Origin of the sequence: Paenibacillus cellulosilyticus (genome assembly GCF_003182255.1) — a bacterium.
GTDB classification, from domain to species: Bacteria; Bacillota; Bacilli; order Paenibacillales; family Paenibacillaceae; genus Paenibacillus_T; species Paenibacillus_T cellulosilyticus.
Window position 1 is genome coordinate 1 of the sequence record NZ_QGTQ01000020.1, and the last position, 11,992, is coordinate 11,992.

Below are 11,992 nucleotides of genomic sequence, written 5' to 3' on the forward strand. Positions count from 1 at the left end.
AAAACCGAGTGCGTCCTTGAGAATCTCATTCGCTCTACGCAACTCGCCTATTTCTCTTTCTAGTTCGATTTCACGCGCTGTCTTATCGGCAGATGCATAAGCGCGACCACTCCCTATGTGCGCTCCGTCGCCATGTAGGGTTCTACGCTTTCTCCATTCTTGCAACGTATAGTAGGCCACGCCTAATTGCTCGGCGGCTTTCTTTGGTCCAATCTCATCACTTAATCTTACTGCTTCTTCTTTAAATACTTTGTCGTACCGTTTCATTGTCTCCGTCCCCTCGTCAGCTTTCATTTTATTTCATACGAGGGTGTTTTTCGACTGCATTTTTATCGTAGCACTCCAGAGCATTAACCAAGAGCGTGTCCCATCGGGACGACAAGCGGCTAGATTGTACGTACTAGGGACGAGCATCGATACATTAACTCCACAAATAGTCCGTACTTAGGTACGCCCGACGTAAAGCGTGTCCCGAACAGGGACGAAAGCGACTCCCACCACCAACGGTATCTAAACCGCGTTTCCAGGAGTCCAGAGGGCGGAGCCCTTTGGAGCCCTCCCTCTTTGGAGAGGGAGGGTTTGGGAGGGAGTGGTCACCTGAGGGTTTGGGAGGGAGTGGTCGCCCGACGGAGTGGTCGTCGCCTGAGCGGTTTGGGTGAATGTGGTCACTCTAAAAACAAAAGGCATCGTCCACCACAGTAATGTGGAGACGATGCCTTTTGTTGGTCTTACATCCACTTTTCGCCCCAGTCTTGAATGGATGAAATGACCGGTTCGAGATCATGACCTCTATCCGTAAGCTCATATTCAATACGTACCGGCATCTCTGGGTAGACGGTACGTTTCACGATATGAATCGCTTCGAGCTCCTTCATGCGGTCGGTCAGCATTTTATCGCTCATATCAGGAATTTGCTCTTTAATCTCTTTGAACCGTTTGGGTCCGCCCAGCAGGACTCGTATAATCAGGCCTGTCCATTTCTTGCCGAGCAGCTCGGCGGCGGATTCGTATTTCGGACACATTTTCGAGTAATCCAACCGTATCACCCCTCTTCTGCTTCTATTGTACCATATGAACTAAGGAAAGGTAAGTGAGGGCGGGTTGGAACATCCAAATACTTTATATTTTATATTTACTTGACTAAAGTAAGTAACTTATAATATGATTAGTCCATCGAAACAAAACAAACTTCTTACGTTCCTTCAAATAAACACGCAAGGGAACAGAAAGGTCGGGGTTAAAGATGGTAGATACAGGACTTCTCATCATTCGTGCAGTAATTGGTATTTTGTTCATTGGGCATGGCGCTCAGAAATTGTTTGGTTGGTTTGGCGGATATGGCTTGAAAGGCACAGGCGGTTGGCTGGAATCGATTGGCATGAAGCCTGGCGTACTGATGGCATTCGCTGCAGGTGTATCGGAGCTGGCAGGCGGCTTGCTATTCGGTCTAGGACTTGTGACATGGCTTGGCGCGGCGCTGCTGATTGTAACGATGCTCATGGCTATGGTGAAAGTACATTTTCCAAACGGGCTGTGGGTTACACAAAATGGCTACGAGTACAATTTGGTGCTCATCGCCGTCGCACTTGGCATTGCATTCATCGGAGCAGGCGAATACTCGATCGATCATTTGTTGAAATAATAAACGTGACCTAACATCCAGTACTCAACCGTAAAGGAGACATCCGCTATGATTGCCATTTATCCAGCAGATCAACGTTATCACGCCAGCCATGGCTGGCTCGAATCCCGCTTCAGCTTCTCGTTCGCGGATTACTATGATCCGAACAATATACAATTTGGTCCGATGCGCGTACTGAATGATGATTACATTGCAGCAGCAGAAGGATTCGGCATGCATCCGCACCGTGAGATGGAGATCGTCACGCTTGTGCTGAGCGGCCGGCTTGAGCATCAGGACAGCATGGGCAACAAGGCAAACACGACTTGGGGAGGCATTCAGCGCATGTCTGCCGGAACCGGTATTTTCCACTCGGAGATGAATCCATCGGAAGAAGAGCCTGTCGAGCTGCTGCAAATGTGGTTCATACCAGCGTCGCAAGGGCTTGAGCCGTCATACGAGACCTCTTCGTTCGATCCACAGTCGCTGCAAGGACAGCTTGTACCGATTGTGAGCGGCACCTCAGAGTTGCAGCAGCCCGGTAAAGTTGCCGTTATCCATCAGGACATGACGATGTATCTGACTGAACTGGCGGAGGGTCAGTCGGTGCGGTTCCAGCAAGAGGAAGGACGCCGCGTATTCTTGTTCGTGCTGGAGGGTGGCGTTAACGTGAACGGCGGAACGCAGGATGCGCTGCTATCCCGTCGCGATTCTGCCCGCATCGAAGGCGAAGCTGAGTTGACCGTAACAGGCAAAGCAAGCGGCAGCAGCCGCGTCATGCTTATTGATCTTCCATAATTGTATAATCAATCTGGTCCATCGGCCTAGAACGAGCAGGCTGCGTCAAGAAACATTCGTTTCGGGGCGCAGTCTGTTTGCCTATTGATGCACCTATTTAGGCGCTCAATCATACGCTAGCATAACAAACTAGGCAAATCGTAGGTTGGTTCTTCTCATCGGCGTGCAGTATAATAGGCTCAGCGGCTTAACTTACTGGCTGATTAGGGCTGGACATTGAGCGACATCATGGCTGGATAGAGAGGGAATAGTCGGGAGATGGCGGAAGAAGACTGGGGATTTTTTGAGCGTCGAGCGAATGGCGAGCATCTACGGCTGCTTGTCAATTCCGGCTACAAGGACGCTTATCCTATACAAAACTATCATGAACTAATGTCCGTTACGGTGAACGTATATCGATTGTCGCACAGCGGCAAGCGGAAGATGGATGCAATTGCGGAGCTGGAGCGTTGGACTGCTCATCTAGAAGGGATTATGCGGACTTCGGGCGACTTTTATTATGTGGGTCGGCTTCATACGGAATCGAAGCTGGAGTTTTATTACTATGTGAATGAGTCTTATGATGACAGTGCCATTCGAGCGCTCATTCGCAGCCAACAGGATGTAAGGGCGCAGCTGTATCGGAAGCCTGATCCGGAATGGGAATTTTACTCTTTCATGCTGCCCGACGATCGGGAGCAGCTGCTCATTCATAATGCACAGATGGTCTATGCACTCGCTCATCATGGCGATCAAATTAGTCGTCAGCGGACGGTATACCATTGGCTGCTATTTCGGCACAATGACGACCGTGTCGGAATTAAGCTTACGCTCGAAAGTATGGGCTATCGGATCGAAGAAGGGAAGAAGGGTGATCCAGAACCGGATTATCCGTATCCGCTCGTCATTAGTCGGACGGATGATGTACGACTGGATACGCTCAATCGGCGTGTCGATGAGCTGTATCGGCTGCTGAAAGGAACCGAAGGCAAGTATGACGGCTGGGGTTCTGCCATGCAGCTGTCGCTGTCGGCTCGCATACTTGCGGCGGTTCGCCGGTTTTTCGGAGGCGCTGCAAGCGGCAAACGCAACGGATTGCCGAAGTAACTTATCGGGTTTACACAAAAAAAACGGTTATTCCACATGCAGGCATAGTCTGCGATGCGGAATAACCGTTTTTTTATACCAATACCAATACTTTCCTATTACAACTTAATGACAACAAGCCCGGCAAGTGTCAACGCGAACGCGAACCACTGCTGTTTGGTCAGCCGTTCGCGGTAGAGCACGATGGCACCTAGCGCAACGACTATACTGTTCGTGGCGAAGATGGGGGCAGCAATACTCGCTTTGCCTGTCTCAAGCGCGATTGCGTATAGCTGCAGACCAGCGTAAGAGAAAATGCCTGCGAGCAGACCCCAGCGGAAGCCAATACGGCTTGTCCGTATAGGGTTGGGCTTCGTTGCAGCGATGATTTGATTGCGCTCAGAACGGTCGAGGAGGCCGAACCAGAGCATAGACAATGCATAGCCAACGAGCAGTACGGGTGCACTGGGGAGATCAAGCTGCTCCGTCACCTTCAAGCCGCCATTGCGAACGGCGAACAGCAGGATGGCAGCTGCAACAAACAAGAACCAGCGGCGCTGCGTAACGCTCATCGATTCTCGGAAGCGAATCGAAATCAAGACAACAGAGAAAAGCAGCAGGGCTATGCCGACAGCTTCAGCAGCCGAGATAGGCTCGCCATATACAACTATGCCCATGCCGATCACAAGGGCGATGTTCATATTCGTTAATGGGGATGTCAAGCTGGCGGGACCGCATTCCAATGCTTTCATGAACACGGCATTGCCCCAAGCGGAGCCTGCACCAATGATGATGCCTGCGAGCAGCAAACGCCAATCGGCCAATTGGTCCAGCGTGCCTTCAACAAGACTGTGAATGCCGAAGCCAAGCGTACCGGATACATAAAGTCCGAACAGAAGGCCGTTCGACGAGCCGCCTTTCATCTGGCTGACCTTCATCCACCAGCCGGCCAGACCAAATAGGATGGCACTGCCAATTGCAGTTAGCAACCACATGCTCGTATTGGCTCCTGTAGGAAGGTGCTTGCCCGGGAGATTTTGTAATGAAAGTGTAATGTTCCTGTTACGGTCCCATTACATAAGTCGGCTAGTATAATAAGCAAGACCCCCTTTTTTAATATAAAGTTTTGAGCCTTCCCGAGGGAAGGCTCCTTTTTTTGTCTATGTGATCGGAAATGGCTATCTGCATGCCTCGAATCGTTCGTTCTGCTGCAATTACAGGCTAACCTCGATACGCTTCTTGTTCTTGAAATAAACCCAGTGTTTAAATCCGATTTCCTTCAGCATTGCACGTACGAGCTCCCAGTCATCGCCAACACGGGAAGGCACATGCGCGTCTGAACCGAAGGTAACCTCAACGCCATAATGAAGCGCACGCTCTAATATCGCATACGACGGGTACCAGCCGCCGACGTCTTTCGTTTTGCCCGATGTGTTGATCTCGATCGCTACCCCGCATTCGGCAATGACACGAAGCGTCTCGTCGATCGTATCCTGCGCTGGCAGATCGGAGAAGGCAGGGTAGTATCCCTTCATCGCATCAATGTGGCCGAGGATCTGGAATACGCCCGTCCTAGCGGAGTCCGCAATCATTTTGTAATAGCGCCGTTTCTCTTCGATCTGCTGCTCATGATTGAGATGCTTCCACCGATTGCGGTTAAAAATGCTGACACCGCTTGTCTGATGTACGGAGCCGATAAGATAATCGAAAGGATAGTTGGCATATACATTACGGTAAGCTTCGAACGATTCTGGGAAAAAGTCGGATTCCATTCCTAGCAGGACGTCGATTTTACCCTCATACTTCGCCTTCAGTCGGAGCACTTCATCGATATAATGAGTGAGCTCGCTGCGCGCCATTGCGATTTTCGGAAAAGGCTGTTCTTCCTCATGCCCGAAGTAAGGGGAGTGATCGGAAATGCCGATGACCCCAAGACCTGCTTCAATTCCGGCTTTAATGTAATCCTCGATCGTTCCGTCAGCATGTCCACAACGATAATGGTGTGTGTGCAAATCGAATTTCATCGGCTTAGCCTCCTGACTATTCAGTGCTTATAAATTGATTCTCTGGCATACCCTTCAAGTCGCTAATAAACTGTTTGATTGCGGAGTTCAAATAACGTCCGCTTCGGTAGACGACGCCAACCGGATGCGCCAGCTCCAGCTCGTTGACTTTAATCATCCGCAGTGTGCCCAGCTTCAGCTCGTTTGAGATCGATAGTTTGGACACAACAGCAGCACCAAGATTCAGCTCAACCATTCGTTTTACTTCCTCGCTGCTGGACAGCTCCATGACGATATTCGGTTGAATGCCATACTTGTTAAACAGCTGATCGACGAATCGACGGCCGAACGTATCAGGAGACAGCATAATCATCGGAATATCCTTTAGGGCATCGACGGTCGTATGCTTAAGATTGCTCATTGGATGCGAAGGGGACACAACAAGCTCATAAGTGTCATAGTACAAGGTAGAGGTCTCGATGCTCGTATTCTTCTCTGGAATATACGTGATGCCGATATCGAGCGTGCCTTGTTCGACAGCAGGCGTAATATGCGAGGAGGGCATGGAGTGAATGGTCGTCTTGATCATTGGGAACTGGTTCTGGAAATAGGTTAGGACGCGCGGCAAAATCTGAACGGCAATCGTGCTGGTTGTGCCAAGAACGATATGGCCTTGTGGAATTTGATTCAAATCCAACAGCTTTTGTTTCAATTCCTCAACGATGTTTAGTATGCGCTCGGCATGCTCGAGAAACACCACGCCGCGGTCAGTTAGCGTTACAGGCTGGTTGCGGTCAATGAGCACCGTTTTGAACTCATCCTCAAGACTTTTGATTTGAGCGGAAACGGCGGGCTGCGTCAGATTAAGTATTTCACCTGCTTTGCGGAAGCTCATGGTCTTGGAAATCGTAAGGAGCGTTTCAAGCTGGTTTATATTCATGAACAGCCTCCTTGTCTGTTTATTGGCGATAAAAGGTACCTCTAAGCGCGGCCGATCATGATCTTTGAATGGTCTCGATAAAGGTCATATCACTTAGGCTTAATAAGCAAAATATACAGCGATGATAAGAGATATTTATCACATTTACATTTATTATAAAGGAAATAACCGAATGAGGCAAAGGTGTCTATAATCTTTACTTAACTTTAAGGAGGAGAAGGATGTACATTGTCGAAAAGAACCCGTATATTTTGTGTGAAATAGTCATTTAAAGGAGGCTATACGTTGAGCGATCGGAAAGCAGTTCGTGGATGGCTCATGTACGACTGGGCGAATTCGGCTTTTGTCACAACGATTATCGCCGCTGTTATGCCGGTTTATTATGATAAAGTTGCTGGGAAGGGACTAGGCGAGAATGTCACGACCGTCTACTGGGCGAACACGCAGAGCATTGCAGCGCTTATCGTTGCGATCCTATCGCCGATCTTAGGCGCAATTGCCGACTACACCGGTTCGAAGGTGAAGTTTGTCAGCTTCTTCGCCATTCTTGGGTCCATTGCCAGCATGTTGGCTGCGCTCATTGGCGAAGGGGATTGGCTGCTCGCTTCTGTGCTCGTCATCCTCGGTACGATTGGTTTTGCTGCAGGTAACACGTTCTACGATGCGCTGCTTGTTGATGTAGCCTCTCCCGCAGAGCGGGATAAGGTCAGTGCGCAGGGTTATGCTTGGGGCTACCTCGGAGGCGGCCTGCTGCTTGGCATTAACGTTGCGATGATCCAGGCGTGGGATACATTCGGCTTCTCGAGCAGTGAGAGCGCGACACGAATGGTCTTCCTGACCGTTGGGGTGTGGTGGCTGCTGTTTGCCATTCCGCTCGTTCGTCATGTGAAGGAACGGAAGCCGGCAAGCAGCACGTCCGCTGGTCAAGCTGTCAAGCAGGCATTCACAAGACTCGCTCAGACATTTCGCCGAATCAAACGTTATCCTGAACTGCTGAAATATATGATCGCTTACTGGTTTTTCAATGATGGAATCAATACGGTTATCGTAATGGCAACAGCCTACGGCAGCAGTATTGGCATTGAGATGGGGTCGCTCATTACAGCACTGCTTATTACGCAGCTCGTTGGGTTTCCAAGCACGCTGCTCTTTGGCCGATATGCATCCAAGCTCGGTGCCAAGAAAGTGTTGTACATTACGCTAGCTCTTTATATCGTTATCGTTACTCTTGGCTTCTTCATGGAGAATGCAGCACACTTCTTCATCCTCGCGACATTGGTTGGTCTTGTTCAGGGCGGCAGCCAAGCAATCGCGCGGTCGATCTATGCGGATCTCGTGCCGCCGGTTCGGGCTGCAGAGTTTTTCGGCTTCTTGACCATCTCGAGCAAATTCTCGTCGGTAGCCGGACCGTTTGTATTTGCACTCGTTGCAGGGAATACGGATTCGAGCCGCATCGGCATTTTGTCACTTATCGGCTTCTTCGTAGTCGGAATTGTATTGCTTCGGTTCGTTAACCTGAGCAAAGGAAAACAAGAGGCGCTTGCAGAAGAAAGTGTGTAACTAACAGTAAATGCTTAAAAGGCGGGCGTCCGGCATTCGTAATGCCGATCGCACCGCCTTTTTATTAGCAAGTAAGCCATTCTTTAAGTTAAGGCGTACTTTATATCATCGATACCGAGTTTCTTACAACCAATCCTTCTTGCGGAACAGATAGAACATGCCAAGCCCGAGCAGAATCATAAAGCTCAGTACAATATAGGAGCCGTTATGGACATGCATGCCGGGGATGAAGTCGAAGTTCATTCCGTATACGCCTGTAATAAACGTCAGTGGCATGAAGATCGTCGTTAGAGCGGTAAACACGCGCATGATTTCGTTGGCGCGGTTCGACAGACTCGACTGATATGCTTCTCGCAAGTTGCTCATCAGATCGCGGTACGTTTCGAATGTCTCCGAAATCTTCACGGCGTTCTCGTAGATGTCGCTGAAGTACTTCTGGAGCTGATCGTCGATGAGCTTCAGATCCTTCTTGTTCAGCGTCGCGATGACGTCGCGCTGCGGTCCAAGCACCTTCTTCAGCCACAAAATCTCGCTTCGAAGACCGATAATTTCGTTCAGATGGGTTTTCTTCGTATGCATTAGAATGTCTTCCTCAAGATTCTCGATGCGAACCTCGATTCGATCACCAACGAAGAAGTAGTTGTCGACCACCAAGTCGACGAGGTGATACAGGAACCGGTCAGGCTTGTCGACCTCTTGCTCCCATAGGACAGGCTTCAGCGTGCGAAGCTCATTGATCTTCTGTTTCGTAACCGTAATGATGAAATGCCGGCCGAGAAAAATATTAAGTGCGCGGAGGAAAATCTCCTCGTCGTCAAATCGAATGCTGTTGATAACGATAAAATAATGGCCATCATGAATTTCGATCTTCGGCCGCTGCTCCTCTTCGCTGAGGCAGTCTTCTACAGCCAGATCATGCAAGCCGAACAGCGGTTGTAGAATAACAAGATCCTCCAGATCGGCATCAATCCAAAAGAAGCCCTTCTCTGGTGGAGCAAGTACGCTTTGGATATCTTCTGTCGGGGTGAAAACACCGTTATGAACGTGGCGGATTTTCATGCCGCATTCTCTCCTCTCGTCATGTCATCCGATACCGGACGGCCATGACGAACAAACGCACCGAATGCAGCCGCGCCGGGTAGATGGCTTGAGCTACCGGATTAACCGGCGCTTACAGCGATCATACATGGCAGGCGATTACGGGACGCCAGTTCGGCCGTCGGATCGCATTGCGCGAATCATTCATCTGCGGACTAGACCCATCGCCTTCCATGCCTTTACCCCCTTACGAATGGACAATTTAGTGGTATAGTCGAATTAATTCTTGTCTAGTATACTCCTGCAAGGGTACCCGTACAAGAGGGATTGTAGGCGGCTCTATAATGGGGGAATAACCGTGCTGGATCACGCTTTATGCGTCATTCGAAGGGACGGTTTGAAAGTGGATGAAATCGGCATGTTTTCCCAAATAGGACGGGCTAATTTCGGCTTGACGCACCCATGGAGAATAATCTATAGTATAGACTATATTGAAGCTCCGTATTAATGGTTACGGAAGCGAGTAAGGCTCCCAATTGAATATGGATCTTTCTTATCAAGAGCAGGCGGAGGGACTAGCCCGATGAAGCCCGGCAACCGGCATTTATGCACGGTGCTAATTCTTGCGGATTTGAGACAGTTGTTTCGAGTCTGGGAGATGAGAGAGTTTATGGATATTAATAAACCCCTCTCATTTTTGACGAGCGGGTTTTTTACGTTATGAATTCCCCGCTGTTCAACATGTGGTAGTTAAACCGATCAGAATAGCGCACGAAATTCGTGCAGAACAGAAGGAGTGAATGAACATGCCGATTAAAGTACCTGATCATTTGCCGGCAAGAGAAATTTTGGCGGAAGAGAATATTTTCGTCATGGATGAAAGCAGGGCGTATCAACAAGATATTCGACCACTTCGGATTGCGATCCTAAATCTGATGCCGACGAAAGAAACAACAGAAACGCAGCTGCTGCGCCTTATTGGCAATACACCTTTGCAAATTGAAGTTGTGCTGCTGCATCCGGCGACGCATGTATCGAAGAATACATCTGCAGAACATCTCGAAATGTTCTATAAGACATTCGATGAAATTCAAGACCAGTGGTATGATGGACTTATTATTACAGGTGCTCCGGTTGAGCATATGGCGTTCGAGGACGTCACTTATTGGGAAGAACTGCAGCGCATCATGGACTGGTCGACGCGCCGTGTCACTTCAACGCTTCATATTTGTTGGGGCTCGCAGGCTGGATTGTACCATCACTATGGTGTTCCGAAGCACGATGTGGATAAGAAAATATTCGGTGTTTTCCCGCATACGACGGAGAAACAGAACGTTCCGCTGCTGCGCGGCTTCGACGAGCTGTTCTACGTACCGCAATCGCGCCATACGGAAGTTCGCCGTGAAGATATCGAGAAGGTGCCAGAGCTTCAGATTTTGTCCGAATCGGATGAATCCGGTATCTATATTGTAGCGAGCAAGGACGGCAAGCAGGTCTTCGTATCTGGCCACTCCGAATATGATCCGTTGACGCTTAAGTGGGAGTATGACCGAGATGTTCTTAAAGGAATGGACATTGAAGTGCCGGTTAACTACTTCCCGAACAACGATCCTTCGAAGCTGCCAAGATCTTCGTGGCGGGCACATGCGAATCTGCTGTTCTCGAACTGGCTGAACTACTACGTATACCAAGAGACGCCTTATGAGATTGACATGGGCGCCTATATTTAACCTCAACTCAACGGATCGATTGAGGTTTCCTCACCGGTAGTAACCATTCGATGCTTATATAAAGGAGTAATCGTCCATGAACATTGAAAGCCGCTTGGCACAGATTGGATCTATTAAAGAACCTAAAACAGGTGCAGTCAGCTTCCCTATCTACAATTCGACTGCATTCCGCCACCCTAAGCTTGGTGAAAGCACAGGCTTCGACTACTCCCGTACGAAAAATCCAACGCGCTCCGTGTTGGAGGAAGCAGCAGCTGAGCTGGAGTCGGGTGATGCAGCATTCGCGTGTAGTACCGGCATGGCCGCACTGCAAGTCGTATTCTCGATGTTCAGCCAAGGCGATCACCTGATTGTGTCGCTTGATCTGTACGGCGGTACGTACCGCCTGCTTGAGCGGATTATGTCCCGTTTCGGCGTAACGGCATCTTATGTCGATACGAATGACATCGATGCAATTGGCGAGCTGGTTACGCCGAGTACGAAAGCGATCCTGATCGAAACGCCGACGAATCCACTTATGATGATTACGGACATTGAGCGTGTCAGCGCATGGGCGAAGTCCAAAGGATTGCTTACAATCGTTGATAACACACTGCTTACGCCGTTCTTCCAACGTCCACTCGAGCTTGGCGCAGATATCGTTGTACATAGTGCAACCAAGTATCTTGGCGGCCACAATGACGTTCTTGCTGGACTGATCGTTACGAAGGGCCAAGAGTTGTCGGAGCAGATCGGCTTCCTGCACAACTCGATCGGTGCGGTGCTTGGCGCGCAGGATTCCTGGCTGCTGATGCGCGGTATGAAGACGCTGGCGCTGCGCATGGAGCGTCATCAATATAACGCGACGAAGATTGCAGAGTACCTGCTCGAGCATGAGTCCATTGAGGAAGTTTACTATCCAGCATTGCCGCAGCACCCGGGTCATGAGGTTCAAAACCGTCAATCGTCCGGCAACACCGGTATTTTCTCCTTCAAAGTGAAGGATGCCCGCTATATTGAGCCGATTCTTCGGAACATCAAGCTGATCGCGTTCGCGGAAAGCCTTGGCGGCGTGGAGTCGCTGATGACGTACCCTGCGGTTCAGACGCACGCGGATATTCCACTTGAGATTCGCCAGAAGATCGGTGTGGACGAGCGTCTCCTTCGTTTCTCGGTCGGTATCGAGCATGTAGATGATCTGATCGCTGACCTGTCACAAGCGCTTGATGCAGCGAAGCGCGAGATTGAGGAGGCGTAA

Annotated in this window: 12 protein-coding genes and 1 riboswitch; of the genes, 6 read left to right on the forward strand and 6 right to left on the reverse strand. The window is 49.7% G+C overall.

The window, feature by feature from the left end; genetic code table 11:
• Together DFQ01_RS20550 and DFQ01_RS20555 are read right to left on the reverse strand one after the other, a co-directional pair.
• The coding region (locus DFQ01_RS20550) for a transposase (protein WP_110045794.1) at window positions 1–267 on the reverse strand (267 nt) is incomplete at its 3' end.
• Window positions 268–728: 461 nt separating this feature from the next.
• Window positions 729–1,037 carry a winged helix-turn-helix transcriptional regulator gene (locus DFQ01_RS20555; protein ID WP_110045795.1) on the reverse strand — a complete coding sequence of 103 codons (309 nt, stop codon included), beginning with the start codon at window positions 1,035–1,037 and terminating at the stop codon, window positions 729–731.
• Window positions 1,038–1,243: 206 nt separating this feature from the next.
• Here DFQ01_RS20555 and DFQ01_RS20560 point away from each other — a divergent pair, with 206 nt between their 5' ends.
• The 3 genes from DFQ01_RS20560 (at window position 1,244) to DFQ01_RS20570 (ending at window position 3,505) form a co-directional block, all read left to right on the forward strand.
• A complete protein-coding gene (locus tag DFQ01_RS20560) occupies window positions 1,244–1,642 on the forward strand; it encodes a DoxX family protein (protein ID WP_110045796.1) in 399 nt (132 codons plus the stop codon).
• A gap of 48 nt (window positions 1,643–1,690) precedes the next feature.
• Window positions 1,691–2,419 (forward strand): pirin family protein, encoded by a 729-nt coding sequence (locus tag DFQ01_RS20565; RefSeq protein ID WP_110045797.1) that lies wholly within the window; start codon window positions 1,691–1,693, stop codon window positions 2,417–2,419.
• A gap of 258 nt (window positions 2,420–2,677) precedes the next feature.
• Window positions 2,678–3,505 (forward strand): DUF695 domain-containing protein, encoded by an 828-nt coding sequence (locus DFQ01_RS20570; RefSeq protein ID WP_110045798.1) that lies wholly within the window; start codon window positions 2,678–2,680, stop codon window positions 3,503–3,505.
• Window positions 3,506–3,603: 98 nt separating this feature from the next.
• Here the strand turns inward: DFQ01_RS20570 and DFQ01_RS20575 are convergent, their stop codons facing one another.
• The 3 genes from DFQ01_RS20575 to DFQ01_RS20585 all read right to left on the reverse strand — a co-directional run bounded on the left by DFQ01_RS20575 (window position 3,604) and on the right by DFQ01_RS20585 (window position 6,427).
• Window positions 3,604–4,479 (reverse strand): DMT family transporter, encoded by an 876-nt coding sequence (locus DFQ01_RS20575; protein WP_110045799.1) that lies wholly within the window; start codon window positions 4,477–4,479, stop codon window positions 3,604–3,606.
• A gap of 219 nt (window positions 4,480–4,698) precedes the next feature.
• Window positions 4,699–5,508 carry a histidinol-phosphatase gene (locus DFQ01_RS20580; RefSeq protein WP_110045800.1) on the reverse strand — a complete coding sequence of 270 codons (810 nt, stop codon included), beginning with the start codon at window positions 5,506–5,508 and terminating at the stop codon, window positions 4,699–4,701.
• Between the two features lie 16 nt (window positions 5,509–5,524).
• A complete protein-coding gene (locus DFQ01_RS20585; protein WP_110045801.1) occupies window positions 5,525–6,427 on the reverse strand; it encodes a LysR family transcriptional regulator in 903 nt (300 codons plus the stop codon).
• Between the two features lie 318 nt (window positions 6,428–6,745).
• Here DFQ01_RS20585 and DFQ01_RS20590 point away from each other — a divergent pair, with 318 nt between their 5' ends.
• Entirely contained in the window at window positions 6,746–7,987 is a 1,242-nt protein-coding gene (locus DFQ01_RS20590; protein ID WP_174812933.1) for an MFS transporter, read from the forward strand.
• Between the two features lie 123 nt (window positions 7,988–8,110).
• Here the strand turns inward: DFQ01_RS20590 and corA are convergent, their stop codons facing one another.
• Window positions 8,111–9,046, reverse strand: coding sequence for a magnesium/cobalt transporter CorA (corA, locus tag DFQ01_RS20595; RefSeq protein ID WP_110045803.1), 936 nt, complete (start codon window positions 9,044–9,046; stop codon window positions 8,111–8,113).
• 529 nt (window positions 9,047–9,575) lie between these two features.
• Window positions 9,576–9,690, forward strand: a riboswitch (SAM riboswitch).
• Between the two features lie 141 nt (window positions 9,691–9,831).
• Between corA and metA the strand changes: the two genes are divergently transcribed.
• Both metA and DFQ01_RS20605 read left to right on the forward strand, forming a co-directional pair.
• The gene (gene metA, locus DFQ01_RS20600) at window positions 9,832–10,755 is read left to right on the forward strand and encodes a homoserine O-acetyltransferase MetA (RefSeq protein ID WP_110045804.1); all 924 of its coding nucleotides are present in this window, start codon (window positions 9,832–9,834) and stop codon (window positions 10,753–10,755) included.
• 76 nt (window positions 10,756–10,831) lie between these two features.
• Window positions 10,832–11,992 (forward strand): PLP-dependent transferase, encoded by a 1,161-nt coding sequence (locus DFQ01_RS20605; RefSeq protein ID WP_110045805.1) that lies wholly within the window; start codon window positions 10,832–10,834, stop codon window positions 11,990–11,992.

Bases quoted from the DNA above. Each gene is read 5' to 3' on its own strand.
- DFQ01_RS20570 (WP_110045798.1), top strand. From the start codon at position 2,678: ATGGCGGAAGAAGACTGGGGATTTTTTGAGCGTCGAGCGAATGGCGAG.
- DFQ01_RS20590 (WP_174812933.1), top strand. From the start codon at position 6,746: ATGTACGACTGGGCGAATTCGGCTTTTGTCACAACGATTATCGCCGCT.
- DFQ01_RS20575 (WP_110045799.1), bottom strand. From the start codon at position 4,479: ATGTGGTTGCTAACTGCAATTGGCAGTGCCATCCTATTTGGTCTGGCC.
- DFQ01_RS20580 (WP_110045800.1), bottom strand. From the start codon at position 5,508: ATGAAATTCGATTTGCACACACACCATTATCGTTGTGGACATGCTGAC.
- DFQ01_RS20560 (WP_110045796.1), top strand. From the start codon at position 1,244: ATGGTAGATACAGGACTTCTCATCATTCGTGCAGTAATTGGTATTTTG.
- DFQ01_RS20585 (WP_110045801.1), bottom strand. From the start codon at position 6,427: ATGAATATAAACCAGCTTGAAACGCTCCTTACGATTTCCAAGACCATG.
- metA (WP_110045804.1), top strand. From the start codon at position 9,832: ATGCCGATTAAAGTACCTGATCATTTGCCGGCAAGAGAAATTTTGGCG.
- corA (WP_110045803.1), bottom strand. From the start codon at position 9,046: ATGAAAATCCGCCACGTTCATAACGGTGTTTTCACCCCGACAGAAGAT.
- DFQ01_RS20565 (WP_110045797.1), top strand. From the start codon at position 1,691: ATGATTGCCATTTATCCAGCAGATCAACGTTATCACGCCAGCCATGGC.
- DFQ01_RS20605 (WP_110045805.1), top strand. From the start codon at position 10,832: ATGAACATTGAAAGCCGCTTGGCACAGATTGGATCTATTAAAGAACCT.